29 protein-coding genes and 1 riboswitch are annotated in these 26440 nt (G+C 73.3%); of the genes, 11 read left to right on the top strand and 18 right to left on the bottom strand.

All coding sequences use genetic code 11. The features are described 5' to 3' along the window. The first annotated feature begins 10 nt into the window (after positions 1-10). Positions 11-1483, top strand: coding sequence for a bifunctional phosphatase PAP2/diacylglycerol kinase family protein (locus NFU81_RS25840; protein ID WP_251494236.1), 1473 nt, complete (start codon positions 11-13; stop codon positions 1481-1483). Between the two features lie 45 nt (positions 1484-1528). On the opposite strand, the gene NFU81_RS25835 is transcribed toward NFU81_RS25840, so the two are convergent. Further along, positions 1529-1957 carry an SseB family protein gene (locus tag NFU81_RS25835; protein WP_251494233.1) on the bottom strand — a complete coding sequence of 143 codons (429 nt, stop codon included), beginning with the start codon at positions 1955-1957 and terminating at the stop codon, positions 1529-1531. Between the two features lie 157 nt (positions 1958-2114). Here NFU81_RS25835 and NFU81_RS25830 point away from each other — a divergent pair, with 157 nt between their 5' ends. After that, positions 2115-2720, top strand: coding sequence for a GNAT family N-acetyltransferase (locus tag NFU81_RS25830; protein WP_251494230.1), 606 nt, complete (start codon positions 2115-2117; stop codon positions 2718-2720). 40 nt (positions 2721-2760) lie between these two features. Here the strand turns inward: NFU81_RS25830 and NFU81_RS25825 are convergent, their stop codons facing one another. Both NFU81_RS25825 and NFU81_RS25820 read right to left on the bottom strand, forming a co-directional pair. After that, a complete protein-coding gene (locus tag NFU81_RS25825) occupies positions 2761-3828 on the bottom strand; it encodes an RNA ligase (ATP) (RefSeq protein WP_251494227.1) in 1068 nt (355 codons plus the stop codon). A gap of 124 nt (positions 3829-3952) precedes the next feature. Then, the gene (locus NFU81_RS25820; protein ID WP_251494223.1) at positions 3953-6067 is read right to left on the bottom strand and encodes a DUF5107 domain-containing protein; all 2115 of its coding nucleotides are present in this window, start codon (positions 6065-6067) and stop codon (positions 3953-3955) included. A 229-nt stretch (positions 6068-6296) separates the two neighbouring features. On the opposite strand from NFU81_RS25820, the gene NFU81_RS25815 reads away from it, so the two are divergent. The 3 genes from NFU81_RS25815 to NFU81_RS25800 are packed head-to-tail and all read left to right on the top strand — an operon-like array spanning position 6297 to position 8198. Then, positions 6297-7073 (top strand): maleylpyruvate isomerase family mycothiol-dependent enzyme, encoded by a 777-nt coding sequence (locus NFU81_RS25815; RefSeq protein WP_251494220.1) that lies wholly within the window; start codon positions 6297-6299, stop codon positions 7071-7073. A gap of 32 nt (positions 7074-7105) precedes the next feature. Further along, a complete protein-coding gene (locus NFU81_RS25810) occupies positions 7106-7750 on the top strand; it encodes a hypothetical protein (RefSeq protein ID WP_251494217.1) in 645 nt (214 codons plus the stop codon). A 10-nt stretch (positions 7751-7760) separates the two neighbouring features. Continuing rightward, positions 7761-8198, top strand: coding sequence for an ankyrin repeat domain-containing protein (locus tag NFU81_RS25800; protein ID WP_274038077.1), 438 nt, complete (start codon positions 7761-7763; stop codon positions 8196-8198). 85 nt (positions 8199-8283) lie between these two features. Here the strand turns inward: NFU81_RS25800 and alc are convergent, their stop codons facing one another. The 3 genes from alc to NFU81_RS25785 all read right to left on the bottom strand — a co-directional run bounded on the left by alc (position 8284) and on the right by NFU81_RS25785 (position 11628). Next, entirely contained in the window at positions 8284-9552 is a 1269-nt protein-coding gene (gene alc / locus NFU81_RS25795) for an allantoicase (RefSeq protein ID WP_251494573.1), read from the bottom strand. An 89-nt stretch (positions 9553-9641) separates the two neighbouring features. Then, a complete protein-coding gene (locus NFU81_RS25790) occupies positions 9642-10580 on the bottom strand; it encodes a LysR family transcriptional regulator (RefSeq protein WP_251494214.1) in 939 nt (312 codons plus the stop codon). 61 nt (positions 10581-10641) lie between these two features. Continuing rightward, the gene (locus NFU81_RS25785) at positions 10642-11628 is read right to left on the bottom strand and encodes an AraC family transcriptional regulator (protein WP_251494211.1); all 987 of its coding nucleotides are present in this window, start codon (positions 11626-11628) and stop codon (positions 10642-10644) included. 88 nt (positions 11629-11716) lie between these two features. On the opposite strand from NFU81_RS25785, the gene NFU81_RS25780 reads away from it, so the two are divergent. Together NFU81_RS25780 and NFU81_RS25775 are read left to right on the top strand one after the other, a co-directional pair. Next, positions 11717-12289 (top strand): anthrone oxygenase family protein, encoded by a 573-nt coding sequence (locus NFU81_RS25780; protein ID WP_251494208.1) that lies wholly within the window; start codon positions 11717-11719, stop codon positions 12287-12289. 30 nt (positions 12290-12319) lie between these two features. Then, positions 12320-12404: riboswitch (ZMP/ZTP riboswitch) on the top strand. Positions 12405-12466: 62 nt separating this feature from the next. Further along, entirely contained in the window at positions 12467-13624 is a 1158-nt protein-coding gene (locus tag NFU81_RS25775; RefSeq protein ID WP_251494205.1) for a phosphoribosylaminoimidazolecarboxamide formyltransferase, read from the top strand. A gap of 22 nt (positions 13625-13646) precedes the next feature. On the opposite strand, the gene NFU81_RS25770 is transcribed toward NFU81_RS25775, so the two are convergent. Both NFU81_RS25770 and NFU81_RS25765 read right to left on the bottom strand, forming a co-directional pair. Next, positions 13647-14492, bottom strand: coding sequence for a crotonase/enoyl-CoA hydratase family protein (locus tag NFU81_RS25770; protein WP_251494201.1), 846 nt, complete (start codon positions 14490-14492; stop codon positions 13647-13649). A 26-nt stretch (positions 14493-14518) separates the two neighbouring features. After that, positions 14519-15091: a helix-turn-helix domain-containing protein gene (locus NFU81_RS25765; protein WP_251494198.1), complete on the bottom strand. Its 573-nt coding sequence runs from the start codon at positions 15089-15091 to the stop codon at positions 14519-14521. 141 nt (positions 15092-15232) lie between these two features. On the opposite strand from NFU81_RS25765, the gene NFU81_RS25760 reads away from it, so the two are divergent. The 3 genes from NFU81_RS25760 (at position 15233) to NFU81_RS25750 (ending at position 17447) form a co-directional block, all read left to right on the top strand. Beyond that, positions 15233-15880, top strand: a complete 648-nt coding sequence (locus NFU81_RS25760) for an AzlC family ABC transporter permease (protein ID WP_479688508.1) — start codon at positions 15233-15235, stop codon at positions 15878-15880. Further along, complete coding sequence (locus NFU81_RS25755) at positions 15877-16200, top strand: AzlD domain-containing protein (protein ID WP_251494191.1); 324 nt, start codon at positions 15877-15879, stop codon at positions 16198-16200. Before NFU81_RS25760 ends, NFU81_RS25755 begins: the two co-directional genes overlap by 4 nt. A 146-nt stretch (positions 16201-16346) precedes the next feature. Next, positions 16347-17447 carry a phosphatidylinositol-specific phospholipase C domain-containing protein gene (locus NFU81_RS25750; RefSeq protein ID WP_251494187.1) on the top strand — a complete coding sequence of 367 codons (1101 nt, stop codon included), beginning with the start codon at positions 16347-16349 and terminating at the stop codon, positions 17445-17447. Positions 17448-17564: 117 nt separating this feature from the next. Here the strand turns inward: NFU81_RS25750 and NFU81_RS25745 are convergent, their stop codons facing one another. The 8 genes from NFU81_RS25745 to NFU81_RS25710 form a co-directional block, all read right to left on the bottom strand. Then, the gene (locus NFU81_RS25745; RefSeq protein WP_251494185.1) at positions 17565-17954 is read right to left on the bottom strand and encodes a nuclear transport factor 2 family protein; all 390 of its coding nucleotides are present in this window, start codon (positions 17952-17954) and stop codon (positions 17565-17567) included. 187 nt (positions 17955-18141) lie between these two features. Then, positions 18142-19032, bottom strand: a complete 891-nt coding sequence (locus NFU81_RS25740) for a L,D-transpeptidase family protein (protein ID WP_251494181.1) — start codon at positions 19030-19032, stop codon at positions 18142-18144. Between the two features lie 130 nt (positions 19033-19162). Further along, positions 19163-19855 carry an alpha/beta fold hydrolase gene (locus NFU81_RS25735; RefSeq protein WP_251494179.1) on the bottom strand — a complete coding sequence of 231 codons (693 nt, stop codon included), beginning with the start codon at positions 19853-19855 and terminating at the stop codon, positions 19163-19165. Between the two features lie 199 nt (positions 19856-20054). Next, entirely contained in the window at positions 20055-20783 is a 729-nt protein-coding gene (locus tag NFU81_RS25730; protein WP_251494176.1) for an SRPBCC family protein, read from the bottom strand. Positions 20784-20803: 20 nt separating this feature from the next. After that, a complete protein-coding gene (locus NFU81_RS25725; RefSeq protein WP_251494173.1) occupies positions 20804-21166 on the bottom strand; it encodes a dihydrofolate reductase family protein in 363 nt (120 codons plus the stop codon). Positions 21167-21343: 177 nt separating this feature from the next. After that, positions 21344-22012 carry an ArsR/SmtB family transcription factor gene (locus NFU81_RS25720; protein WP_251494170.1) on the bottom strand — a complete coding sequence of 223 codons (669 nt, stop codon included), beginning with the start codon at positions 22010-22012 and terminating at the stop codon, positions 21344-21346. Between the two features lie 96 nt (positions 22013-22108). After that, the gene (locus NFU81_RS25715; RefSeq protein ID WP_251494167.1) at positions 22109-22852 is read right to left on the bottom strand and encodes a Mut7-C RNAse domain-containing protein; all 744 of its coding nucleotides are present in this window, start codon (positions 22850-22852) and stop codon (positions 22109-22111) included. Positions 22853-22902: 50 nt separating this feature from the next. Further along, the gene (locus tag NFU81_RS25710) at positions 22903-23721 is read right to left on the bottom strand and encodes an exodeoxyribonuclease III (protein WP_251494165.1); all 819 of its coding nucleotides are present in this window, start codon (positions 23719-23721) and stop codon (positions 22903-22905) included. A gap of 92 nt (positions 23722-23813) precedes the next feature. Between NFU81_RS25710 and NFU81_RS25705 the strand changes: the two genes are divergently transcribed. Beyond that, a complete protein-coding gene (locus NFU81_RS25705) occupies positions 23814-24302 on the top strand; it encodes a GNAT family N-acetyltransferase (RefSeq protein WP_251494162.1) in 489 nt (162 codons plus the stop codon). 8 nt (positions 24303-24310) lie between these two features. Here the strand turns inward: NFU81_RS25705 and NFU81_RS25700 are convergent, their stop codons facing one another. Continuing rightward, entirely contained in the window at positions 24311-24544 is a 234-nt protein-coding gene (locus NFU81_RS25700; RefSeq protein WP_251494160.1) for a LapA family protein, read from the bottom strand. A 111-nt stretch (positions 24545-24655) separates the two neighbouring features. Next, entirely contained in the window at positions 24656-25885 is a 1230-nt protein-coding gene (locus NFU81_RS25695; protein ID WP_308208324.1) for a M14 family zinc carboxypeptidase, read from the bottom strand. Positions 25886-26440 lie beyond the last annotated feature (555 nt).

Genomic DNA, 26440 nt, shown 5'->3' with positions numbered 1-26440 from the left:
ACCGGCAGGCATGGCATACCCCTGGAAGAGCTGGGACGCGGCGCTTTTCGCCGAGGTGGCGGGCCGGCACTGGCCGGGCGCGGAGCCGGTGCTGCCGCGGCTGAGCCGGGCCGCGAACCACGGGCGGCTGTGGTGCGCGGTGGCGGCCGGCATGGCGGTGGCGGGCGGCAGGGACGGGCGGCGGGCGGCGCTGCGCGGCATGGGCTCGCTGGCTCTGGCGTCGCTGAGCGTCAACACCGTGGGCAAGGGCGCGGTCCGCCGGGCCAGGCCGCTGCTCGACGCCGTACCGGTGATACGGCGGCTGCACCGGCAGCCGGTCACCTCGTCCTTCCCCTCGGGGCACTCCGCCTCCGCCGCCGCCTTCGCGGTCGGCGCGGCACTGGAGTCGGCGGGCTGGGGGGCCGCGGTGGCGCCGCTGGCGGCGAGCGTGGCCTTCTCCCGGATCTACACCGGGGTGCACTACCCGAGCGATGTGCTGGTGGGCTGCGCGCTGGGGGTGGGCGCAGCGCTGACCGTACGGGCGCTGCTGCCGCCCGCGCCCGGCACCCCGCGCTCGGGGCCGGTGGCGCCGGCGCCGTCGCTGCCGGGCGGGCGCGGGCTCCAGGTGGTGGTCAACGCCGCCTCGGGGCCGCCGCCGCTGCTGACGCCGCCGGAGGTGCGGATCGCGGCGGCGCTGCCGCAGGCCGACGTCACCGAGTGCACGGAGGACGACGACCTGGCGGAGCTGCTGGAGAAGGCGGCGCGCACCGCGGTCGAGACGGGCGGCGCCCTGGGGGTGTGCGGCGGCGACGGAACCGTACGGCTCGCGGCGGCGATCGCGCTGCGGCACGGGCTGCCGCTGGCGGTCTTCCCCGGCGGTACGCGCAACCACTTCGCGCTCGACCTGGGCCTGAACACCGTCGAGGACACCGCGACCGCGGTGCTCGACCGGCGGGCGGCGAGGGTGGACGTGGCCCGCACCACCGGGCTCGACACGCCGGACGGGGTCGCGGAGCCGTTCCTCAACACCTTCAGCATCGGCTCCTACCCGGACCTGGTGCGGGTGCGGGAGCGCTGGTCGCGGCGGGTCGGGTCGTGGCCGGCGAGCGTCCTGGCGGCGGTGCACGTGCTGCGGACCTGCGAGCCGGTGGACATCGAGATCAACGGCAGGCCGCGCTCGGTGTGGCTGCTGTTCGCGGGGAACTGCCGCTATTCGAGCGTGGGCCTCGCGCCGGTGCGGCGCCGCGACCTGGCCGACGGGCGGCTCGACGTGCGGATCGTGGACGGCGGGCCGTTCGCCAGGACCCGGCTGCTGGGAGCGGCGCTGACCGGGGTGCTGACCAGGTCACCGGTCTACGAGGCGGCGGCGGTGCCGCGGCTGCGGGTGCGCGTTCCGGGCGCGGGCGTCCACCTGGCCTGCGACGGCGAGGTGGCGCCCGCGCCCGGGGAGCTGCTGCTGGACAAGGCCGCCGGCGGTCTGGTGGTCTACCGCGGGCGGCGCTGAGCGGGGGCTCGGTTTGCCTGGGCTCAGCAGCCGGGCCTCAGGGGCTCAGTTGTTGCCGCCGACCAGGCCGGCCAGGGCGCGGACGCCCTCGCCCGAGATGCTGAGGGCGTCCTCGCTGCCGGTGTCGATCGACAGGATCAGCTCGTCGGACGGCCAGGCGCCGCTGAGCGCCGCCAGCTGCACCAGGCGGTAGCGGCGGGTCGTCGGCAGCGCCTCCGCCATCCGGGTCTCCGAAGTGAAGACCGGCACCAACTGCCTGCCGTCCTCCTGCTCGTAGACCGGCAGCTGGATCTCCCGGGGCAGCTCGGCCCCCTCCACTCCTTCCGGGTAGTCGTCGACGGCGGGCACCGGCAGCAGGACCTCGCTGACCGCGAGGGTGCTGAGCGCGATGACGTTCTCACTGCCGTGCGCGATCTCGTGCAGCGCGCGCTGCGCGGGGGGCAGTGCGCCGTTGGGACTGATGTCGTCGCTCATCGGTTCTGTGTCCTCTCGCCGCGGGGGGCCGGTCGTGCGGATACGGTCTCGTAGCTGAACGCTGAACCCCGCGCGTACCCAGCGATCGGCATACCATGCCGTCCGGCCGGTGAAATGACGTTGACCAGGCATGTGGTCGGCCGGTTAGCGTGCGCGTATGGTCGCGAAGAGCTTCGAACACACGGTCCTCGAAGGCCGCCATGTCCGGCTGGAGCCGCTGGACCCGGCCGCGCACGCCCCCGCGCTGTTCGCCGCAGGCGGCGGCGACGAGGACGTGTGGCGCTGGCTGCCGGTGGAGCCGCCGCGCAGTGAGGACGCGATACGCGAGCTGGCCGGCCGGGTCGCCGCGGACGCCGAGGACTGCGGCGGGCTGGCCTTCGCGGTGGTCGACCGGGCCGGCGGGCAGGCGATCGGCTGGACCGCCTACTGGGATGTGAGCACCGTCGACGAGCGGCTGGAGATCGGCTGGACCTGGTACGGGCGGGCGTACTGGCGCACCGCCGTCAACACCGAGGCGAAGCTGCTGCTGATGGGCCATGCGTTCGACGACATGGGCTACGGCCGGATCTGCTGGAAGACCGATCTGCTCAACACCCGGTCGCAGCAGGCGATCGCGCGGCTCGGCGCGGTCCGGGAGGGTGTGTGGCGGCGGCACCGGCTGCGGTCGGACGGGGTGACCTGGCGGGACAGCGTCTTCTTCTCCATGCTGGCCGACGAGTGGCCGGACGCGCGGCAGCGGCTGCGCGCCCGGCTGGCTTCCTGACTCTCGCCCGCTGAGGTGGCCCGGCCCCCGGCGGGGGCCGTCACTCGTACTCGGTGCCGCCCTTGCGGGTCAGGTACGCGTCGCCGACGACCTTGGCGATGGCCCGGCCGCCGATCACGGGGCTGTAGGTGCCGTCGGCGGTGCGGACGACGACGCCCTCGCGTATGTGCGCGCCCCGGCCGGAGACGGTCTCCCGGCCCTGGGCCAGGTCGAGCACCCGGTCCAGGTCGAAAGGGCCGTGGTGGAGCCGCGGCACCAGCGGCAGCTCGCCGACCGGCAGCTCCGCCGGGTCGAGCCAGGTCAGCCGGCCGCCGATCTCCGCGCACACGTCGAAGGCGGCGTAGCCGGGCAGTTCACCGCGGGCGTCGACACCGTAGCCGAGGTCCTGCACGCCCTTGCCGTACACCTCGCCGTAGATGCCGACCCTGGTCGCACCGAGCGTGCCGGCCAGGTCCGCGGCGAGCTGCGGCAGGCCGTAGCCGCGCACGGCACGCCAGTAGAGGTTGCCGGGTGACTCGACGAGGGCCAGACGCTGCGAGCCCAGTCCCTTGGAGGTGACGTGGATCGTCCCGGAGTCGGCGAGGTAGGTCAGGCAGCAGGCGGTGCCGTGCAGCTTCTCGGTGACGGTGACCAGGTCGCCGGGCGCGAAGATGTCCGGGTGGCGTTTGAGGTTCTCGATGTCGATCCAGGGCAGCAGGTCCGGCGCGGACTCCACGTCGCCGCTCATCGCGACCGGTACCGGCGGCACCCATTTGGTGATGCCGAGGCGCTCGGCGAAGTCCTCGTCGTCGGCTGACGCGCGCTCCAGGTCGGCGCTGTCGAGGGCGGCCGGGCGGCATACGATGCCCTGGGACAGCTCCCCGCGCAGCCGCACCGCCTTCACGCGGTTGGCCGCGCCGCCCGCGAGCCGCCCGGTCAGGCCGAGTTCGGCGATCAGGGGGTCGGGCAGCACCGCCTGCTCGGGGATGTACACCGCGAACTCCCCCGTCCGGTAGGCGCCCTTGGCGACCACCGCGCGATACAGGCCGACCTGGGCCAGCTCCAGTGCATCCGCGTTCGGGTGCTCCACGATGGTCAGTTGCTCGGCGGTCACCCGCAGCGTGGACATGGCTGTCCCCTTCCCCCGACTCCCCCGCCGGTGTGGCGATCACCCCCTGACCGGGGGCGCAGCGACCACTGTGGCGGGCCGCCCGCGCCCCCGGCCACCGGTTTAACCCGCCGCGGCCGGCCGGTCAGCCGGCGGGGCGGTCAGCCGGCCGGGCGGGGGTGTCGGAGCCTGGGGTGTCGGGGCCTGCGGTGTCGGGGCGCATCAGGAAGTCGTAGCGGGCGGGCAGCGGGTGCTCGGCCCTGGCCGTGGCCCGGACGGCGTCGGTGACCTCGCCGTCGCCGGCCACCAGCCGCTCGGCGACGGCATGCCAGGTCTCGCTCAACTCCTCGGCGCCCTCCCGCAGGTCGGCGACGACGATGCCGGCGTCCAGCAGTGCCCGGGCCGCCGCCGCGTCCCCCTGTGCCAGTGCGGTACGGGCGCGCAGCAGCTGGATGCGTCCGTCGTCGGGCGGCGCGGTGCTGCCGAAGGCCGGCTCGGCGAGGAGGCGTCCGGCCTCGGCGGTCCGGCCCGCGGCGAGCAGCGCCGGGACCGCCTCGACCAGCAGCGCACGCTGGGCGGTCTGCGCCTCGGGGCCATACTGCCCGGCGGTGGCCAGCAGGCCGTCCCAGGCCGCGGCATACCGTTCGGCGGCCTGCTCGGTCCTGCCCGCGACGCTGTCCGCGACCGCCAGCGCGCGATGGCACCAGGGCGAGGGGTGGGCGGCGAGCGAGCGCTCCCAGCTGCGGACGGCCTGCGCCCGGTCGTCGGCGGCCCACTGGGCGATGCCGAGGTAGTAGTCGCGGAACCACTCGTTGCCCGGGTAGGTGTCGGCGGACTCCAGCAGTTCGCGCCACTGCGGTGACACCAGGCCGGGGCCGGGCGGGGCGCCGACCGGCGGCCGGGGGAAGACGCCGGCCAGCAGCAGTTCCAGCCAGGGCTTCTGCGGGTCGTCGAGTGCGGTCGCGTCGAAGGGGGTGCCGGGCAGCCGGAGGTGGCCGCGCTCGGCCTCCAGGGCGCCCCAGCCGGAACCGGTGGCCAGGATCTCCTTCGGCTCGACGTCGGCCTGCGCGAGCCAGTCGGCGTACGCGGTGTCGACTGCCACGCGCGGCAGCGCCGCCTCCAGCCGGGCGGCGGCCGCGGCGCGGGCGGTGTCCCAGTCCGCCGCGTGCACCAGGTCCGGGTCGGCGCTGAGCGGGCCGTAGGCCTCCAGCCAGGACAGGTCGGTGTCGGCGGGCATCGGGATGTGCTCGAACTGGGTGCGGGCCAGCCCCGCCTGGATCTCCAGATAGCCGCCGGTGCCCGGCTCGGTGAGCCACTCCTGCCAGCGCCGGCCGCCGCTGCCCCGGCCCCACCAGAAGATCTTCCGGCCGCGCAGGAGGTCGGTGGACGTCTGGACCAGGCCGCGGCCCTCGCCGTCGAGTGCGGTGATCCAGCGGCGGTCGTCGCCGCGGATGTCGAGGAAGTAGTCGGCGGGGTGCTGCGATCCGGCCGGATAGCTGACGTCGGGGCCGTCGGGCGCCGGGGCGGGCAGCTCCACCTGGCGCAGGGTACGCGCGTGCCCGAAGTGCCAGGCGGCTTCCGCGGGCGCCAGCACGCGGGTGCGGTCGGTCTCCGGCACCGCGATGTTGGACCACCAGTAGGCGGGGACCGTGCGGTCGTGCGGATTGCGCACCCGGATGCCGACGTAGAGGAAGTCGGAGTCCTCCGGGAGCCAGAGGTCGATCTGGAAGGCCAGGTCGCGCAGCCGCTCCCACTCCCACAGCCGCAGCATCTCGCCGCCGTCGGGCGCCGGCACCCGGCCGGCGTGCAGCGGGGCGCAGGTGTGCGCGGCGTGCCCGGTGGCGCCGAGATTCCACTCGACACCGCCGGAGAACCAGGCGCCGGCCAGGGCGAAGTCGGCGGGCTGGAACACAGGGTTGCGGTAGAGCAGTTCGCGCCCGCTGGGCTTGTGGAACAGCGAGTGCAGCCGCCCGCCGAGCCCCGGCAGCACGGTGGCGCGCAGCCTGCTGTTCTCGATCACCAGCGCGTCGAGGGCGGCGGGCTCGCGGTCCCGCCCGTAGCCGTCGAGCAGCCGCACGGGGAGCACTGTCCGCAGCGGCGCGTAGCCGATCTGCCGTGCCATGTCGGCGGGCAGCCCCACGAGGTCGGCCGGGTCGAGCCGGTGCAGTTCGCCTTGCGGGCGCAGCGCGGGCAGCGGATTCTCCGGTCCGAGCGGGGCGGCCGGGATGGTCACCTTCGTACTGCGCACGGTCGTAGCCAAGGCACCTCATCCGGTTCGTCGGGTACGGGCCGGCCGCCGCGGTGCGGTGGGCCGTCGTCGGGCGTAGCGGGACTGACGATCACCATGGAACAGCCTTCCTGGCGCTCTGAACAGGCCCTGCTTCAGTCAGGGTTGGGCAAAACTGCCGTAATCGGTCACCATGGCGGTGAGCCTGTGGACTCACCCGCGGGAGGGTTGGTTGTCCGTGTTCGCTGCTACAACGGAGCCCATGACGACTTCGCCGGCGCCGCGGTTCGATGAATGGCTCGACCAGATAGCCGAGCGGTCCGCCGCACTGCGGTCCGCGGCACGCCAGGCGCCGTCCCACGCCAGAATCCCGGCCTGCCCCGACTGGACGGTGCCGGACCTGCTGGCGCACGTCGGCGGCACGCAGCGCTTCTGGGCCGCCGCCGTCACCGCCGGTCCCGCGTCCGGTCCGCCGTCGGACGGGCAGGTGCCCGAGCGGTTCCCGACCGGGGACCTGCTGGAGTGGTCGGCCCGTTCGACGGATGCCCTGCTCTCCTCGCTGCGCGCTGCGGGCCCCGACGGGCGGTGCTGGACGTGGTGGGCGGACTCGGGGATCGCCTCCACCTCCGGTGCGGTCGCCCGGCACCAGGTGCGGGAGGTCGCTGTCCTTGCCAGGGATGCGCAGGACGCCGCGGGTGTTCCCGAGCCCCTGCCCTCCGGGCTCGCGGTCGATGCTGTCGATGAGTTCCTCCATGTCGGTTTCGGCTCCATGGACGGGTGGCCGCACTCCCCCGCCCGGGTCGCGCTGGTCGCGGACGAGGGCCGGGCCTGGACGCTGATCCTGGACGAGACCGGTGCCTCCGCCGTGCGCAGCGCCGTGGACGGGGGCCGGCCCGAGGCCGACGCGACGGTGTCGGCCCCGGCCGGCGAACTGCTGCTCGCCCTCCACCGCAGGACGTCCTGGGACGACGGAACCCTGCGACTGGCCGGCGATGCCGCCCTCGTACGGCAGTTGGTGGTCTGGCAGCCGCTCGACTGAGGACGTACCGTCCTGGTAAAGGGGTGATGCCCATGTCAGGTCGAGCGTGGCAAGCGGCCGGTGTGACGGGTGGGGCACTGCTGTTGATCGCCGGCTGCACCTGGGGTGCCCACAAGGACCCGCCGGCAGCTGCCGATCCCAGCGAGGCCCCCGGCCCCCCGGTCGGCAGCGTCGAACATCCTCGCCCGGTCGACTGCGTCGACGGAACCACCCCACTGCCCGGCCAAGAGGCCGGCTCCACCGCCACCGCCGGCCGCCCCTGGTCGCCGCCCGGCTCGCCCTCGTCCCACTCGGGCCGGGACGACGTCACGGTCGGTCCGCTGACCCTGCAGGGCCTGCGCGGGCTGGCCGCCGGCGACCAGAACGCCCACGGCGTGCACAATTCCGACGGCTGGCACTATCTGATCGGCGCCTCCGTCCGTGACGGCGGGTCGGTGACCGTCACGATCGGAACCGAGCAACGCGCCCGGGCCGGTCTGGAATTCGGCGGCGGCCAGAGCATGGGTCCCGCGCCTGCGGTGACTTTCTCTGCGTGTGCCGATGCGGCAACCTCCTTTCTCGGTGCGTTCTTCGTCGCCGGTGACGGCAGGGCGTGCGTCCCGCTGGACATCCGGCCGAGTGACGCCGCGCCCCAGCGAGTGGTGATCTCCTTCTTCCACGGCGAGTGCCCTGCATAGGCTGTGCTCCATGACCGAGCCGACCCCTGGGCACAGCCCCGAGTCCGACGCCGAGCACGAGCCCGCCCACGACCCCGAGGTACTGCAACTGGCCGCACAGGTCTTCGATCTGGCCCGGCAGGGCGACACCGACAAACTCGCCGCGTACATCGATGCCGGCGTCCCGGCCAACCTGACCAACGACCGCGGCGACACGCTGCTGATGCTCGCCGCCTACCACGGCCACGCGGACACCGTCAGGGCACTGCTCCAGCGCGGGGCAGTAGCCGACCAGGCCAACGACCACGGCCAGACCCCGCTGGCCGGCGCGGTCTTCAAGGGCGAGCGGAACGTGATCGACGCCCTGATCGAGGGCGGCGCCGACCCGTCAGCCGGCGCACCCTCAGCGGTCGACACCGCCCGGATGTTCGGCAAGGCCGAGCTGCTCACCCTCTTCGGCGCCGGGTGACCCCGCTCGGCCCGGGGGGGACCTGACCACGGCCTGGCAAGGCCGTACGTGACGGCGGCCGGACCGGGCGGGACATGACGCCTGGTCAGGTGATGGCCGCGGTGCGCCGGGCGAGGCGGTTCGCCCCCAGCTCGGTGAGCGAGCCGTGCAGCCGCAGCCGGGCTATACCCCCGTCGGGGAATATGTCGATCCTGACGTGGGTGGCCGGCCTGGGCTCGACCAGGAAGCGGTGCACCGTGTCGGGCTGCAGCCGCACCCGGCCCAGCAACCGGACCCACCCGGCGCCGTCTCGCGTGGGCAGCCCACCCTCCTCGGCCTGCCCGAAGTCGGTCGCCGCGGTCTCGGCTGCGGCACCGTCCGCCCCGGGACCAGCCGGATCGCCGTCGCCGTCCCGGACCCACAGCTCAGCCCAGCCTGCCGCGTTCCCCTTGAGATACCCGGTGTCGATCTCGACGGCGCGGATCTCGCCCTGCTCCACCAACCGGTAGCTGATCCAGTCGTGTCCGCTGTCGCGGCGCCGCCTGGTCTCCCAGCCGTCGTCCATCTTCTGCGACCGGCCCGGCAGGATGGTGTGCTCGGGCGGTGAGTAGAAGCGGTCGGAGGCGTCCTCCACCACCCCGCCGTTCTCCAGCGCCACCAGGTCGAAGGTGCCCAGCCCCGCCAGCCACACCGGGTCGGGTGCCACCTCCCCCAATACCCGCAGCCGCGCTATGCCGCCGTCCGGATGCTGGCGCAGCCTCAGATGTGTGAACCGGCGCTCCAGATGCACCGCGAAGACATTCTCCGCATGGCCGCCGACGGCGCTACGCGCTATCACCTCGGTCCACTGCAGCGCAGGATCGAGAAGTTCCTGCGGGGATGCCGAGGGCGCGGCAGCCACCGCTTCGACCGACACCGCCTGCGGATAATTCCCCCGGAAATGAGCGGTGTCGACCACGATCGCGCGGATCACTCCGGGCGCCCCCAGCCGGATCAGAGCCCAGTCGTGGTCGTCAGGGGCAGGGTGCGGGACCTCTGCGGACGCGCCGCGCCGCCGCCTGGACTCCCAGCCGTCCATGATCTTGCCCTTGTGCCCGAAGCGCTCGGGATCGAAGACCGCGGGGCCGCGCACCAGCAGATTCTCCCGCTCGGCGAAGAACTCGTCGTTGGCCGCGACAACCCCCGCTCCGAGCCGCCGGTCGGCCAGATCCGCGAGCCCTCCGAACCCCGCCCGGCCCAGATCCGTACTTCGGTAGTCCGCGAAGGGATTGCCCCCTGCGTACGGGAGCGCATCCCCCGTGAAGGACGTCAGCGCCGTGAAGGCCCCCGCCCCCACGCCGCCCGCACCCGCACCCGCACCCGCACCCGCCAGCATGTTCGCCATCGCCTGTCCGCCCCTCTCGCCTGCTCCGATCTCCTCTGCCTCCACTCTCCGCCCCCACCACCGTTCACGTCCATCGAAACTTACTGAATAGAACTTTCAGTTGCGCTATACAGTGGATCGAGGTCCGCAGCCTGCCGCAACGCCTCCAGCGTCCGGCGCAGCAGCGGCGCGTCCTGCGCCCCGCCGCGTACCGCCCCGACGATCCGGCGCCGCGGCCGGTCCGCCTCCAGCGCACGGACGACCACCTCCTGCCGCAGCCCGCCCGCGGTCGCCATCCGCGGCACCAGCGCGATCCCCATGCCCGCCGCGACCAGCGAGAAGATGGCCGGCCAATCCGCCGCCGCATGCGCCTGCTCGGGCACGAACCCGGCGTCGGCGCAGGCCGCGAGGGTCAGGTCGCGCCACGGCCCGCGACTGCCGAAGATCCACGGGTCCTCGGCGAGCTGCGCCAGCCGCAGCGCGGGCGCGGCGGCCAGCGGGTGGCCGGGCGGCAGCGCGATGTCGAGCGGGTCGGTGAGCAGCGGGAAGAGCACGAAGCGCGGGTCCCCCGCGGTGGGCGCGTCGACGGCGAGCGACAGCGCCAGATCGACGTCGCCCGCGGCCAACTGCTCGTAGACCTCGGCGGCCTCCGCCTCCCGCACCGACACGGTGATGCCGGGCGCGCTGCGGCGCAGCAGCGCCACCGCGGGCACCACCAGCCGGGTGATCGCGGTGGCGATCGTCCCGATCCGCACCACGCCTGCCTCGCCCTGCGCCCAGCCGTCGATCTCCGCACCGGCGCGTTCGAGCTGGGCGAAGACGATCTCGGCGTGCCGCAGCAGCACGTGTGCGGCTCCGGTGAGCCGGACGCCCCGGCCGCGCGCCTCGATGACGGGCGTGCCGACCTGCTTGGACAGCGCGGCCAGTTGCTGCGACACCGCCGACGGGGTCATCCGCAGCGCGGCCGCGGCGGCCGTGACGGTGCCCGTGTCGTGCAGTGCCCGCAGAATCTGCAGTTTGCGGAGATCCCAATCCTTCATGCAGCCAGCCTAAACATTCCTGACCAGAATGTTCTGCCCACCTGTGGAAAAGCGCCGGCTGCTAGGAGGCCGCCGGGGTGCGCTCCCTGTACTGCTGCGGGCTGACCCCGCGCACCCGTTTGAAGGCCGCGCTGAGCGCGAAGGGACTGCCGTAGCCGACCCTGCGGGCGACGGAGGCGATGGTGGTGTCCGGCTCGCGCAGCAGGTCGGCGGCCAGCGCCAGCCGCCAGCCGGTCAGATACGCCATCGGCGGCTCGCCGACCAGGTCGGTGAAGCGGCGGCCGAGCGCGGCCCGCGAGACACCGGTCCTGGCGGCGAGGTCCGCGACCGTCCAGGGGCGGGCCGGGTCGTCGTGCAGCAGCCGCAGCGCAGGACCCACGACCGGGTCGCTCTGCGCGGCGTACCAGGCGGGCGCGGCGGCCTCGGGCCGGGCGAACCAGGTCCGCAGCACCGCGATCAGCAGCAGGTCGAGCAGCCGGTCGAGCACCACCTCCTGGCCCGGTTCGTCCCGGACGATCTCCTCGCTCAGCAGCGCGGGCAGCGGGCTCGACCAGGCGTCACCGGCCAGCACCAGCACCTGTGGCAGCGCGGACAGCAGCCGGCTGCTGACCTCGCCGCGCATCTGGTAGGTGCCGCTGATCATCACCGCGGACGCCGGGGACGGCTCCTCGGCCCCACCCCTGATACCGCCCACCCCGTCGGGGTCGTCGCCCCAGGTCCGCACCCCCAGGTCCATCTGCTCGCACAGTTCGTTGCCCTCGACGTCGGTGGAGACCTGGCCCGGCCGGATGACGATCTGCGGCTCGGTTTCCCGGTCGCCGGCGACGACGTAAGGCTCCGGTCCGCGGATCACCGCGATGTCACCGGGGCGCAGCAGCCGCGCCCGGCCGTCGTCGGTCCTGATCCAGGCGTCGCCCCTGACCATGTGCACCAGCGTGAGGGGTGCCCGGTCGGCGATCCTGATCGACCAGGGCGGGGTGAGGACCGACCGCAGCAGGAACGCGCCCCGCGCTCGCGGGCCGTCGAGGAGATTGGCCAGTGCGTCCATGGCCGACAGCCTAGAACTGGACGCCTGCGTATGGGGATGAGCTCCTCAGCGATGGCCGGGCCGTGGGCAGCGCGGATTCACTGAGGTCATGACGCAGAACACCCCGCTCGCCCCCGCGCCGGTCCCCGCCCGCCGCCCGACCCGAGGAGTTGCCGTGAACGGCGACCTCCGCAGCCTGGTGCTGCTTGCCGCCACGCTCGTCACCGGCCTGATGGCCGGGCTGTACTTCGCCTTCTCGGTCGCCGTGATGCCCGGTCTTGCGCGGGCCGGCGACCGCACGTTCATCGAGACGATGCAGCGGGTGAACGTGGCAATTCTCAACGGCTGGTTCACCCTCGCCTTCGGCGGCGCCCTGGTGCTCGGGGTGGTCGCGGCGGTGCTGCACCGCGGCGGGGAGGGGCGGCCCGCACTGCCGTGGATCATTGCGGGCGTCGCGCTCTACGCGGCGTCCCTGGTCATCACGATGGGCTTCAACGTTCCGCTCAACAACCGCCTGGCGGGCGCGGGAGCACCGGGGCGCATCCACGATCCGGCGGCGGTACGGGCGCAGTTCGAGTCGGCGTGGGTGCACTGGAACATCGCGCGGACACTGGTCACCACCGGGGCTCTCGGCTGCCTGGCATGGGCCGTGCGGGTGGCAGGCAGCACCGGCCGCATATGACGGACGGACGGCCGCCGCTCCGCTAGAGTCGGTCGCGGTCGCGACTGGCGAGGGTGGGACACCACCGGGGAGCGGCCGACTGCATCCGTGAGCGTCGACCGCCTGGGCGCCTCTCGTCAACGCAGCCCGCCCGCCCCGCCGTCCGGGGCCGCGGGCTCGGACCGAGGAGGCCGGGACGTGGACTTGCGGTACGGAACGAACCCTCAGCAGCACACGGCAACTGCCGCGCCGGTGAAGGCGGGCGCATGGCCGGTCCGGGTTCTCAACGGCGAACCGTCGTACATCAATCTGCTGGACGCGCTGAGCGGCTGGCAGCTGGTCAGGGAGGCCGCGGAGGCGCTGGGGAGGCCGGCTGCGGCGTCGTTCAAGCACGTGTCGCCCGCCGGGGCCGCACTCGCGGGGCCGCTGGACCCCGCCACTGCCGCGCTCTATCGCGCCGACCCCGACGCAGGCCAGCTGACCAGCGCGTACGTACGTGCCAGGGACGCCGATCCGAAGTCGTCCTACGGCGATGTCGCTGCCGTGTCGCACCCGGTGGACGAGGAACTGGCGGCGCTGCTCGCCCATGTGGTCTGCGACGGCATCGTCGCCCCGGGATACGCGCCCGGCACGGTCGCCGCGCTCAGCCGGAAGAAGAAGGGCCGTTTCCTGGTGCTCGAGGCGGACCCCGCGTTCGTTCCGCCGCCGCAGGAGGACCGCGAGGTCCACGGGTTGCGGCTGACCCAGCAGCGCGACGACGTTCCGCTGCACGCGTCGCTGCTGGACGACGTGGTGTGCGGCGGGCCGCTGACGAAGGCTGCCGTGGCGGACCTGCTGCTGGGACTCGCCGTGGTGCGCTACACCCAGTCCAACTCGGTGTGTTACGTGCGGAACGGGGTCACGCTCGGCATCGGGGCGGGGCAGCAGTCGCGGGTGGACTGCACCCGGCTGGCGGGTGCGAAGGCCGACAGCTGGTGGCTGCGGCGGCACCCGGCCGTGTCGGCCCTGGACTTCGTGCCGGGCATCCGCCGTCAGGACCGCGTCAACTGGCACGTGCGCTTCATCGAGGGCGACATGACCGCCGACGAACGGACCCGGTTCGGCCGGGCACTGGCGTCGCCCCCCGACTGGCTCACAGATGCGCAGCGCCGGGAGTGGGGCGCCCGCCTGACCGGTGTGTCCTTCGCGTCCGACGGCACCCTGCCCTTCCGCGACAACGTGGACCATGCGGCCCGCCACGGTGTGCGCTGGATCGCCGAGCCAGGCGGCTCCATCCGCTCCGCCGACGTGGCGGAGGCCTGCCGCGAGCACGGCATCACGCTGGCGCACACCAGGCTGCGGCTCTTCCGCCACTGACCCGGGTCAGGGCGGGGCGCGGTCAGCCGCCGAAGGCGCCGTGCCGCCCCTCGCCCGCGGCGAAGCGGGCCGCGCCCTCGGCGGCCTCGGCCAGCGAGATCCGGCCATGGGCCAGCTCCACGGCCAGGGCGGTGTCCTCCGGCAGGCCCTCCTGCTCCAGCAGGGCGAGGCGGTCGTGCCGCAGGCAGGTCTGCGGGAAGGCGGCGATCTCCGCGGCGAGTTGCTCGGCTGCGGCACGGGCGGTACCGGTGGGGACGACGCGGTCGGCCAGACCGATGGACAGCGCCTCGGCCGCGTCGACGGGGCGGCCGGTGAGGACCAGGTCCATAGCCCGGCCCGCACCGATCAGCCGCGGCAGCCGTACGGTGCCGCCGTCGATCAGCGGGACGCCCCAGCGGCGGCAGAAGACGCCGAGGACGGCGGACTCCTCGACGACCCGCAGGTCGCACCACAGCGCCAGTTCGAGACCGCCCGCCACGGCATGGCCGGACACCGCCGCGATGACCGGTTTGCCGAGCCGCATCCTGGTCGGCCCCATCGGACCGTCGCCATGTGCCACGCCGTGGCCATGTACCGAGCCGCCGCGCGCCGCGCCCACGGTGTCGGTGACGCGGTTCCCCCGCTCCGTGCCGATCGCCTTGAGGTCGGCGCCCGCGCAGAAGGTGCCGCCCTCGCCCCACAGCACCGCCACGGCCGCTTCGTCGTCGGCGTCGAAGGCGCGGAAGGCGTCGGCGAGCGCCCGCGCGGTGGGGCCGTCCACGGCGTTGCGGGCCGCGGGCCGGGACAGCACGACGGTGGTCACCGCGCCCTTGCGCTCGGTCCGCACGGACGGCCCCTGCCCGTCCGGCGGCCGGGGTGGTTGCGGCATGGCGGCGGCTCCGTCCGATCGGCGGGTCAGCGGTGTTCCTGGACGAGCACCGCGAGGGTGTCCGGTTCCAGTGCCCGGAAGACATGGGCGATGTCCCCCGGGTAGGCGACGTAGTCGCCGGGTGCGAGTTCGACCGGGTCCTCCGCGATGCCGACGAGGGCGCGGCCGGTGCTGAGCACGACGTGCTCGACGACGCCGGGCATGTGCGGGTCGGACTCGCGGGCGGTGCCGGGCTGGGCGGACACCAGGTAGATGTCTCGCCGGGTGTGGGGCGGTGACGAGGCGAGCAACGTGGCGACGTAGTCGGCGCGTTCCGCGGCGAAGGCGGGACCCTCGCCCGCCCTGATGACCTGCACCCGGGGGCGCGGGGGCTCCACGAGCTGGGCGAAGGGCACGTCGAGGGTGACGCTCAGCGCCCACAGCGTCTCCACGCTCGGGTTGCCGGTGCCGGACTCCAGCTGGGACAGCGTTGACTTGGCTATGCCCGCGCGGCGGGCGACCTCGGCGAGCGACAGTCCCGCGCGCCTCCGTTCGCGCTGCAGCGAGGCCGCTATGACCGCGAGCGGCGGGCCGCCGGGAGAACTCTCGTCGTGTGCCACACCCGCTCCTTCGTTCGCTGGACAAGTCCATGTGTTCGCCTTGACGAACGGCTTCGTCGGTGTTCAGTATAGGCGGCGATGCGTTCGATATGGCGAACAAAAAAGCTTCCAACGCGCCACCTGGCGCGGGACATTGCACTCGTGTGCGCGGCCGACGCGGTGGTCGGCGCCTCCTTCGGCGCGATCACGGTAGGGCTCGGCCTGCCGGCCTGGCTGCCGATGCTGCTGTCGGTGGTGGTCTTCGCCGGGGCCGCCCAGTTCCTCTTCGTGGGCCTGGTGGCCGCGGGCGGCAGTCCGATCGCCGCGGTCGCGGCCGGACTGCTGGTGAACGCCCGTCATGTACCGTTCGGCTTCGCCGTGGGCGACGTCCTCGGTACGGGATGGCTTCGGCGGGTCGTCGGCAGCCACCTGATGGTGGACGAGACGGTCGCCTTCACACTGGCCCAGCACGAGCCGGCGCGGCGGCGTAGGGCGTACTGGCTCTGCGGAACGGGGCTGTTCCTCAGCTGGAACGCCGGTGTGGTGCTGGGCACTTACGGCGGCCAGGCGATTGGCGACACCGACGCGCTCGGGCTGGACGCGGCCTTCCCCGCGGTGCTGCTCGCGCTGCTGCTGCCGTCACTGGGGACGCCGCCGACCCGGCGGGCGGCACTCGCGGGGGTACTGATCGCGCTGGCCGCCACGCCCTTCCTGCCCGCGGGCCTGCCCGTGCTGCTCGCGCTCGCCGGGGTCGCGGCGGCTGGTGCGGGGCGCACAGGAGACCGGGCCGGCGCCAGGGACCCACGATGAGCACCGGAACGGAACTGGTGGCCGCCACCGCGGTGTTGGCCGCGGGCACGTTCGCCTTCCGCTTCGCCGGTCCGGTGCTGCGCTCCCGGGTGACGCTGCCGGTCCGGGCGGAGCGCCTGCTCGGGGTCGCGGTGGTGGTGCTGCTCGCCGCGCTGGTGGCCACCTCGGCGCTGACCCAGGGGCACGGGTTCGCGGGGACGGCCAGGCCCGCCGGCGTGGCGGTCGGGGCGCTGTGCGCCTGGCGCAGGGCGCCCTTCCTCGTCGTGGTCCTCGCCGCGGCGGCGACCACCGCGGTCCTGCGGCTGCTGGGCGCCTCCTGAGACCGACCGCCGGCCGGCCGCGCGGCAATGTGGCCGAACTCGGAGGTGACAGCAGGAATGCAGGCCGTGTTACGTGTCATGTCTCCGTCGCTTCACACGCGGACGTCACCGTCCTGACGGAGAGCCACCCCCACAGGAGGACACACGTGACCGGTCCGCTGACCCGCCGCCATACGCTCCGCCCGCGCGCCACCGCGCGCACCGCACTGCTCGGCGCGCTCGCCGCCTGCCTCGCCTTCACCGTCGCAGGACCCGCCGGCGGCAGCGCGTCCGCCGCCGGCACCGACGCGCTGCCGCTGTCCGGCGCCACCACGTCCGGGCTGCACAACACCTACGACCCCGCCGCGTTCAGCTACCTGGCGCAGGCGCTCGACACGGGCACGTCGATGATCGAACTCGACGTGTGGGACGACTTCTTCACCCAGGAATGGAAGGTCAGCCACTCCAACCCGACCGGGAACAGCAACAACTGCGTCAACGCCTCCTCCCCGGACCAGCTCTACACCGGCGGGGCCAACAAGAACCTGGAGAGCTGCCTGGACGACGTCCGGGTATGGCTCGGGGCGCACCCCGGGCACGGGCCGCTGATCATCAAGCTGGAGATGAAGGCGGGCTTCCAGGCCACCTTCGGGATGAGCCCGGCCAAGCTCGACCAGTCGATCAGCGCCCACCTGGGAAACCTGGTGTTCAAGCCGAACGACCTGCTGAACAAGCCGGGCGGCGGGCAGTACGCCACCCTGGACGAGGCCGCCGTCGCCGGCAACTGGCCGACGCGCGCCCAGCTCGCGGGCAAGGTGCTGCTCGAAGTCATCCCCGGCACGGTCGAGGAGTCCAACCCCACCGACTCGCTGTGGACCGACAGCGAGTACGCCGGCTACCTGCGGGACCTGCACAGCCAGGGCAAGACCGCGCAGGCGAACGTCTTCCCCTCGGTCCACAACGCCCAGGCGGGCGACCCCAGGACGCGCTACTCCGACACCTCCCTGCGGCCGTGGTTCGTGGCCTTCGACGGTGACGCCGCCACGTATCTGAACGGCAGCATCGACACGAGCTGGTACGACACCCGCCACTACCTGCTCTTCATGACCGACTCGCAGAATGTGGCGCCCGCTCTGGACGACGTGAACCCCGCACCTGCCGACGCGCAGGCCAGGGTCGCCCAACTCGCGAAGGCGCACGCCACGGTGGCCTCCAACGACTGGAAGGGCCTGCCCCAGGTCCAGTCGCTGGTGCTGCCGCGCGGCTGAGCCCGCTCGCCGGCGGTCCGCCGCCCCCTGACAGCGCCCCGCGGTGGTCGGTCCGCCGCGGGGCGCACCGCCGGACCACGCACGCAGGCGCGGTCCCCGCGAGCTGTGCCCCGCGGGCTACGCCGGGCCGGCCGGCCGCCCGCCCGTCGGGCTGAGGTGCACAGCGGCGAGCTTCCAGTCCGCGCCGTCCGCGACGATCATCTGCGTGACGCGGAAGTACCCGTCCGCGTCCCGCCCGTCGTAGATGCTCTGCTGGCCCTGCACGCCCACCGCGACCGCCGCCCGCCCGTGCCTGCGGACCGTCACCTCTTCCCAGGTGAAGGCGTCGTGTATGAGCGCGCCCGAGGCGTAGCGGTCGATCCACTGCCTCTTATCCAGGACGAAGCCGTGCGGACCCACCGCGGTGAAGTCCTCGGTGAGCAGCGCGTCCAGTGCGGCGACATCGCCCAGCCGCTCGGCCTCGGTCCACCGCCGCGCGAAGTCTGCCATTTCCTGGTCGTGGTCCATGCCGTTGCCTCCGTTGCACCGCGAGAGTTGGGGCAATCCCTCCTGCCCTCTAGACTCCCGCGACGGCCCGGATGTGACATCGACCTGCGGTAGGGCTTCCACCTACTCCAGCAGTCAGCGCCGTCACCGGAACGGCGTACTCCCGCGGGAGTAACACCCTTGGGCACGAAGGCCCGCACGACACACCCTAGGTTGCCAGCGTTCCGCGGTCGCCCATGACGATCACCGGGTGGTCGGCGGGGAGCAGGGTGTGCAGCAGGTCGACCATGTGGGCGGCCGAGATGCTGACGCAGCCGTGGGTCGGGCCGCCGTGGTCGACGTGCACCCAGATGCCGCCGCCGCGGCTCGCGCCGAGCGGCTGTGTGCCGTCCAGCGGGGACGTGCCGGGGACCCGGTTGTAGTCGATCGCGATGACGTAGTCGAAGGCCTGGTCGAGGGTCTCGCCGTTGAAGCCGACGCCGCCCGCCTGGAATTTGGCGGAGTGGTGGTACGGCAGCTTCGTGCCCGGGTCCGGGTCGAACCCGCCCGCGTCATGCAGCGTGAACACCCCGATCGGGCTGTGCAGATCACCCGCGCGATGGCCGGCGGACCAGCCGTGCAGGGCGTTGTGGGCCGCCCAGGCCGCGCCCGGGTGCCAGCGGCCGCGGCCGGTCTTCGTCCACAGGGTGACGACGGTGTCGGACGAGTTCTTCGCCTTGCCCGAGGCGACCAGCACTTGGCGGGTGGCGGCGGGGATCGCCGCGCGGGTCCTCGGACCGAGCCCGGTGATCATCGCCACCGCGCCGTCAGGGGCGGCCGTCGGGTTCGCGCCCGCCGCGGCGGCGCCGGGAGGCGGGGCGGCCGGCGAGTTCGGCGCTCCGGCGTGGCCGCGACCGGCGGTGTCCGCGGCCCCGGCGTGCCGGGTCGCCACCGTGTAGCCGGCGGCCACCACGGCGAGCCCGGCGACGCCGACCACCGCCAGGACCATCGCGCGCCGCCTGCGGCGAGGCCTGCGGTGCCGTTTGCGGCCGCGCCCCTCGGCGTCGGGCGCGGGGGTCGTTCGGCGGTCGGCATATGCGTCGGAGGGCGTGGCAGTCATCGGTACGATCCTCGCAAACACCCGGTTCCCATCCGTCACCCAGCCCCCACGGGCGCCCGTTTCATCCCGCACGTCCGCATTTCGTACGCCTCGGCGGGCACCCGGCGGCGCGTCGCCCGGGGCGCCGGCGTCACGCCTCCTTGAGTAGTTCCGCGGCGAGTTCGCGCGGCCGGCTCAGGGCCGGCAGATGGCCGCCGGGCAGCACCTCGACGTCGATGCCGAGCCGTTCGCGCACCACTTCCCGCTGGAATTCCAGCGGGAAGAAGCGGTCGTCGCGGCCCTGGAGGAAGCGGGTGGGCAGGTCGGGCCAGGCCGCGAGCGGCCAGGGCTGGGTGAAGACTGCGGCCGGCGGCCCGGCTTGCGGGGCCGCCATCGCCGCTTCGGTCACCGCGGGCGGCACGTCGTGGAAGAAGTCCGTCAGCACGTCGAACTCGGCGTCCGCGCCGCGGCCCGTCGCTTCCGCGTACGCGGATCTGGCCGCGGCCTGACCGGTGTTGTCCCACCACTCGCCCGCGGTCTCGCCGGGGCGCGGCACCATCGCGTTGACCAGGACGATGCGGTTGACCGGGAGGCGCTCGCAGACCAGGGGTGCGGAGAAGCCGCCGAGCGACTGGGCGACCAGGACGACGGGGGCGTCGAGCTCGAGTGCCGCACTGCGCACGGCGTCGACGATCGCGTCCGCGAAAGCGTCGAGCCCGGCCGAGTCGTCGCTCGGCAGGTCGACGGTGACCACCGTGTGGCCGCGCTCGCGAAGCTCGGGGACGACCAGGTGCCAGTACCAGGCGGAACCGTCGGCGCCCGGCACGAGAATGTACGTCGCCATGGCGTCAGCCCGCGGTACGCGGTGCGCGGGACGGGCGCCTTCGCGCGGGACGGGGACGGCAGATACGGAGCCTTCCCAGGGTGCCCTGGGAAGGCGGCTGCGAGGTCTGGCCTGACATGCGTGCTCCCAACTGTCGCTGCCAATCTACGGGTCCTGGCACGGTCGGGGTCGCAGGCAGTCCGGGGGTGGCGCCGGTCCTTCAGCCGTAGACCCGGCCGAGCCAGGCCGTCCAGTCGGCGCCGAGACGGTCACCGTCCGCGCCCCGAGCGAAGTCGTGGACGGCCACGCCGACCGTCGCGCCCCAGTGGTTGCGACCGAAGAACCGGTACATTGCGTCGCCGGTGCGCAGGCCGAAGAAGTACCGGTCGCGGTAGTCGACCACGGCGGGGACCTTTCCGGCGCCGGGCAGTTCGACGTCGACCGCCGTGCCCTGGGCCGCGTCGGCGGGCAGGCCGAGCGCCTGCCAGGACCGCTCGAGGGCGTCGGGGGTGCCCGCGGCGGCCGGCCCGTCCACCGAGGCGTAGGCGGCGGGACGGCCGCTGAAGTGCTTCAGGTACTGGCCGAGGGTGTGCAGGTAGAAGTCGGTGTGCCGGTTGGCGCCGTCGTACTGGTTGTCCCAGTCGTCGACGAAGATCCCGCTGTGCACGTAGCGCACCCACGAACCGCCGCCCTCGCGGGGCTCGATGAGGTGGTCGAGCTGGTTGAGGGTCTGCCCGTGCACGCCCTCCGGCATCTCGGCGCGTGCGGTCAGCCGGTGCGGCGGGTTCCACGCGGTGATGGTCGCGCCGAAGGGCGCGGCGCCGCCCACCTCGGGTTCGTACTCGGAGGGCCACAGCCAGCCGGCGGAGCCGGTGGTGATGGCGGCGAAGACCTCCTCGGGTGTCGACTCGACCTCGAACTCGCGGGCGATCTCGAACGGCTTGGACATATGCGTCACTTCTCCCGGGTTCAGGCCTGCTGCGGCGCGTACACGACGTGGTGCACGCCTGAGTCGAACATCTCGGAGCTCACGACGGTCAGGGCGGTGTTCGACAGGCCGTCCTGGAAGAGCCGCTTGCCGCGGCCGACCACGACCGGGTCGATGAGCAGGTCGATCTCGTCCACCAGGCCCTGGCCGAGCAGCCAGTGCACGAGGGTGGCACTGCCCGCGACGGTGATGTCCCCGCCGTCCTGCTGCTTGAGCCGGGTGATGGCGTCGACGGGGTCGGCGCCGATGATGGTGGAGTTGTTCCACTCGGCCTTGTCGAGAGTGCGGGAGACGACGTATTTGGCGACGCCGTTCATGTGTTCGGCGCCGGGCTCGCCGACCATCCCCGGCCAGGCGGCGGCGAATCCCTAAGGTGACGCGGCCGAGCAGCAGCGCGTCGGTGGCCGCCATCTGCGCGCTGACGGTGCGGGCCATGTCGTCGTCGAAGTACGGCCCGTGCCACTGGTCGGGCGCCTCCATGACGCCGTCCGCGGTCAGGAACTCGCTGACGATCAGCTTCCTCATGATGACTGCTCCTCGATTTCCTCGGTCTGTGCGGTGTGCGTGGCGGACAGTTCCGGGCGGTCCTCCGCCGCCGCGGCGGTCGCCTGCTTCACCGTGGGGTGCAGGGCGACGACGACCCGGTGCGGCCGTCCGCCGGACGCATCCTCGTCGTGGTACTTGGTGATCAGCGCGCCGACACCGCGGGTCAGTTCCTCGACGAAGGCGGCCCGGTGCGCGGCGGAGGCGAAGCGCACCTCGCCGTCCAGCGCGTAGGTGGCGATCCGCTGCCCCGCCCGGTCGGCGCCGGTGATCAGCGCGCCGGTGTCCCTGACCAGCCGGGCGGCGAGCGCCAGCAGCCAGCGGGCGGACAGCTGGTCGCGGAAGCGGGCCGGGTCGGGCTGCACGGCGGGCAGCGCCGCCGGCGAGATGACGTACGACGCCGCGGTGGCGCGCATCAGCCGCTCGGTGACATTGCCCTTCCTGCGCTCGCCTGCCAGCTCGACCAGGCCGTGCTTCTCCAGTGCCTTGAGGTGGTAGTTGACCTTCTGCCGGGGCAGGCCCACCCGCCCGGCCAGCATCGCCGCCGAAGCCGGCCCCGCGGCCAGTTCGGCGAGCAGCCTGGCCCGTATCGGGTCGAGCGACACGGCGGCTGCCTCGGCGTCCTCGATCACGCTCACGTCCAACATGGCTCCACCGTCTCACCGAAAACTTTTTTTGTCCAGGCCAAAACTCTTGTCGGTGAGACGGCGGGAGGGCGCAGCAGGGCGCGGCAGGGGCCGGGGTCACCCGTGGTGCGAGCGGCGCTCCCCGTAGTCGCGCAGAGCCTGCTCCACCACCGCGGCGAGACGGGTGTGGTGGGCGCCGCGCCAGTAGACGCGGCCGCAGGAGGTGCACTCGGCGAAGACGTCGTAGGTCTTGCGCGTGCCGTCGGCGAGCCGGTCGGTGACGGACTCCTTGTCCGCCTCCCTGAGCGGGCTGTTGCAGGCCACGCAGCGGGTCCAGGGGGCCAGCGGCGGCTCGAACCGGCTCAGCACGTCCTGCAGCTGCTCCTCGGGGCGGTCGCTGTAGACGTAGGCGCCCGCCCACAGCTCCCGGCGGTGCAGCAGGCCGCGGTCGCGGGAGAGCAGGACGCGGCGCTCCTTCGCGGAGAGCGCGGCGAGTGCCGGGTCGCCGATGTCCTCGCTCTCGTAGGCGGCGTCGACGCCCAGGAGGCGCAGTCGCCGCGCGAGGGTGCCGAGGTGCACGTCGAGCAGGAAGCGCAAGGGTGCGCCGGGCACCGCCTGCGGGCGGGTCACCGCACGGACCTCCACGACCTCGCCGGAGACGGGCACGTGCCCGGCGGCCACCTCGCGGCCGTCGACGGCCAGACCACCGACCTCGGTCAGCGGGATGCCCAGCGACTCCACGACGTGGCCGAGGGAGGAGGAGCCGTCCGTGGTCAGCGTCGTCGTCGCGGCACGGCGGCCGGCGGGGACGAACAGGTGCAGTTCCGCGGGGATCTTGACGGTTACTTCTGGTCGGGTCACGGCGTCACAATGCCAGGCGGCGGGCGCCTGCCGTATCCCGTTTTACGGCGTCAGACGGTGTAGGTCACCGTGACCGGGGCGTGGTCGGACCAGCGCTCGGCATAGGTGGCGGCGCGTTCCACCATGGCGGTGGTGGCCGCGGCACCGAGCTTCGGCGTGGCCATGTGGTAGTCGATACGCCAGCCCGTGTCGTTGTCGAAGGCCTTGCCACGGAAGGACCACCACGAGTACGGGCCTTCGACTCCCGGGTGCAGGCTGCGGACGACGTCGGTCCAGCCGGCCGCGGGGTCGAGGAGGTCGGTGAGCCAGGCACGCTCCTCGGGCAGGAAACCGGAGGACTTGCGGTTGCCGCGCCAGTTGCGCAGGTCCGCCTCCTGGTGCGCGATGTTCCAGTCCCCGCAGACGAGGGCATGGCCGCCGGTACTGGCAGCGCGTTCGTGCAGGGCGTCGAGGTGGGCGCGGAATTCGGCCATGAAGCGGTACTTCGCTGTCTGGCGCTCGGTCTCCGCCTCGCCGGTGGGCAGGTAGAGGCTGCCGACGGTGAGCCCGGCGGCGGTGCCGTCGCCCGGCAGGTCGACCTCGATGTAGCGGCCGGAGGCGTCGTACTCTGCCGAGCCGAAGCCGACGCGCACCGCGGTGGGCGCGGTCCTGGAGTAGATGGAGACGCCGGCCCGGCCCTTGGTGGCCGCGGGGGCGTGGTAGGCGTGCCAGCCCTCGGGGTCGCGCAGCTCGTCGGGGAGCTGGTCGGGCTCCGCCCGGACTTCCTGCAGGCACACCACGTCGGCCGCGGTCGCCGCCAGCCAGGGCAGGAAGCCCTTCCGCCCGGCGGCCCGCAGCCCGTTCACGTTCACACTGGTCACGGTCAGCACCTCGCGGACGATACCCGCAGCGGCGCGACAGCAGAAAGTCGTATCGCACAGGTGTGCGATAGACGGGGGCGCTGACCACGTAGGATGGCGGCGTGGAGATCAGAAGGACGCGTTACAACGAGCCCGCCGCGGTGCGGCTGAACGACCTGGTGCAGCGGGAGTACGTCGAGCGTTACGGCGACGGGGACGCGACGCCGATGGCCGCGGACAACTTCGACCCGCCGAACGGGCTGTATCTGGTGGCCTACGACGCCGACGAACAGCCGGTCGCCAGCGGCGGCTGGCGGGCGCAGGACGCCTCGCCCGGGGGGCACGAGGACGGCGACGCCGAGATCAAGCGGATGTTCGTGGTGAAGGAGGCGCGCGGGCGGGGACTGGCCCGGGCGATCCTGGCGGAGCTGGAGGCCAGTGCGGCGGCGGCCGGCCGGACCCGCATGGTCCTGGAGACGGGGTCGCGCCAGCCGGAGGCGATAGCCCTGTACGAGTCGTGCGGCTATGTACCGGTGAAGAAGTTCGGCTACTACCGCGACCAGGAGCTCAGCATGTGCCTGGGCAAATCCCTGGCGGATCCCCAGGCCTGAGCCGCGTCCTACCGCCGCCGGGAACGGCGCAGGAAGCGTCCGCACAGCCAGCCGACGACGAAGGTCATCAGCAGTGCCAGCCACAGCGGCATGGTGACCTCGGGGATCAGCAGCCGGATGCGGACGTCCCTGGTGTTCTCGAAGATGAAGATCAGCGCGAGGACGCCGAGCACCAGGACGACGATCCTGCCCGGCGTCATCCGCTCGCGCATGCCGCGCCCGGCTGCTTTCTCGGAAGTCATCGCGCCCTCCAGCTGTCGGCTGCCGGTCCCCGTGCCGTTCATGATCCCGGGGGAGGGCGACGCATGCCGGTACGTGATGCTCCGTACGGGTGACGGCGGCGGCTGCGGGGGTCAGGCCTGCAGTTCCTCGTAGACGGCCAGCACGCTGCGGGCCTGCTGCTCGACCTGGTCGGCGACCGGCACCCAGCGCGGGCGGTAGGCGCACTCGTAGGCCTCGCACCACCTGTCGACGAGCCGGGAGACCAGTGGCACGTCCGCGACCTGCCGGAGCATCGCGGCGGCGCGCAGCGGGATGCGCTGCGCGTAGACCTCGATGCTGTTCACCAGGGCGGTCGTCATGTCGGGCAGCGGCGCCGCACCGGGTGCGCGGACTGCGGGGTCCCAGTCCGCGGTGAGCGCGGGGCCGAGCCCGACCAGCTCGCGCACGGTGCGCAGCAGGGCGCCGTCCGCTCCCCTGAGCTGCGGGCGTACCGCGTCCAGCAGCCGCGCCACGACGGGCAGGTCGCGGCGCAGGGCGGCGCCCGCGGTGCGCAGCGCCCGGTCGGCGTCGGGGTGGGGCGTGGTGTCCGCGCTGCGGTCGCAGGCCCACATCGGGACTTCGACGACCGCGGTCACCCCGTCGTAGCGCTTGGCGTGCACCCAGGTGGAGTGCGCCCCGTCGCCGGCCGCCGGGTCGCCGCAGGGCGGCATCACGTAGACGCCGGGGCCTGGGCTCGGCCACTGGAAGGCGTCGGACGAGCCGCTCTCCAGCGGGATGTCCAGTTCCGCGGCCGACTTGCCGATGCGTTCGGGCACCCCCGGCACGTCGCTGGTGAGCTGGACGAAGCTGCCGCCGACGTCGATGCTGTGCAGCGAGCACTGGAGCACCGGGCGCAGTTCGTCCAGGACGCCGACCAGGGCGCGGGTCTCCGGCAGCGCGGGGCATCGTCCGTCGCCTTCGGGCGGCAGCCACTCGGGCTGCTCGGCCGTGCAGGGCCGGAAGAAGTGCTCGTAGTGGTCACGCAGGGTGTAGGGGCCGGACAGCCAGGGTTCGTTGAGAGCGGCGCCATCCGGGTCGATGCAGAGCAGGAAGTGCCAGCTGCTCCCGTCGCCCTCGCCCTGCGCCCGCTGTTCCGCGATGCCGCGGGCCAGCCGCAGCGCCGTCGCACCGCCCACGGCGGCCTCGTTGGCGTGCGGACCCGCGACCACCAGCACATTGCGGCTGCCTTCGCCCACGGTCAGCATCAGCAGCGGGCGACCCGCCCGTGACCTGCCCACCCTCCCCAGCCGGCAGATCCCCGGGTAACTCGATGTCAATGAACGAGCACCCGCAGTTATCTCGTCAGTCGTCGGATAGAGCATCCCTACCATCCTCGCCACCGCAATCCCCCAGGAGCCCGGGCTTGGAAGGCCCGAGGCCGCATCACGACATCGAGTTCGATCCCGTCAGTACGACACGGCCGCCACGGGGTGTCAACGGTGCTACCACGGCAATTACGCAGGCCGCTGCGGGCTCGGTACCGCGGATCACACCTGTCGCGGCCGCCCCGTCGGCGAACGCCCGGAGGGCGCGCCGTGGACGCCCGCCCCCTGGTCCGCGCGGAGGGCAAGTCCGGCGAGCGGCAACCCCCGTACCCGTCGGAGCGCGACCAGCGCCACCACCAGCGGTGCGTACCCGTGGCAGGACGGCGACACCGGCAGCGGGCACGCCGGCGGTCGCCACGGCGCCGCTTCGTGCGCGGCCGGGGGCGACACCGCATGCCGAGACGGCAGGGCTCGGCGCAGAGGCGACCGGCCCCGCCGCATGGCCTGGCAGCACCAGCAGCAACTGGGCGAAGTGGCATACGCCGTCCGGCTGCGGGTCTCCGCGCGCATATGCCCACGGAAGTGGCCAAGTACCCCGCCGCCCGACGGGAG

This window comes from Actinacidiphila cocklensis (genome assembly GCF_907177275.1).
Lineage (GTDB): Bacteria > Actinomycetota > Actinomycetes > Streptomycetales > Streptomycetaceae > Actinacidiphila > Actinacidiphila cocklensis.
This window is presented reverse-complemented; position numbering and strand designations above follow the sequence as displayed.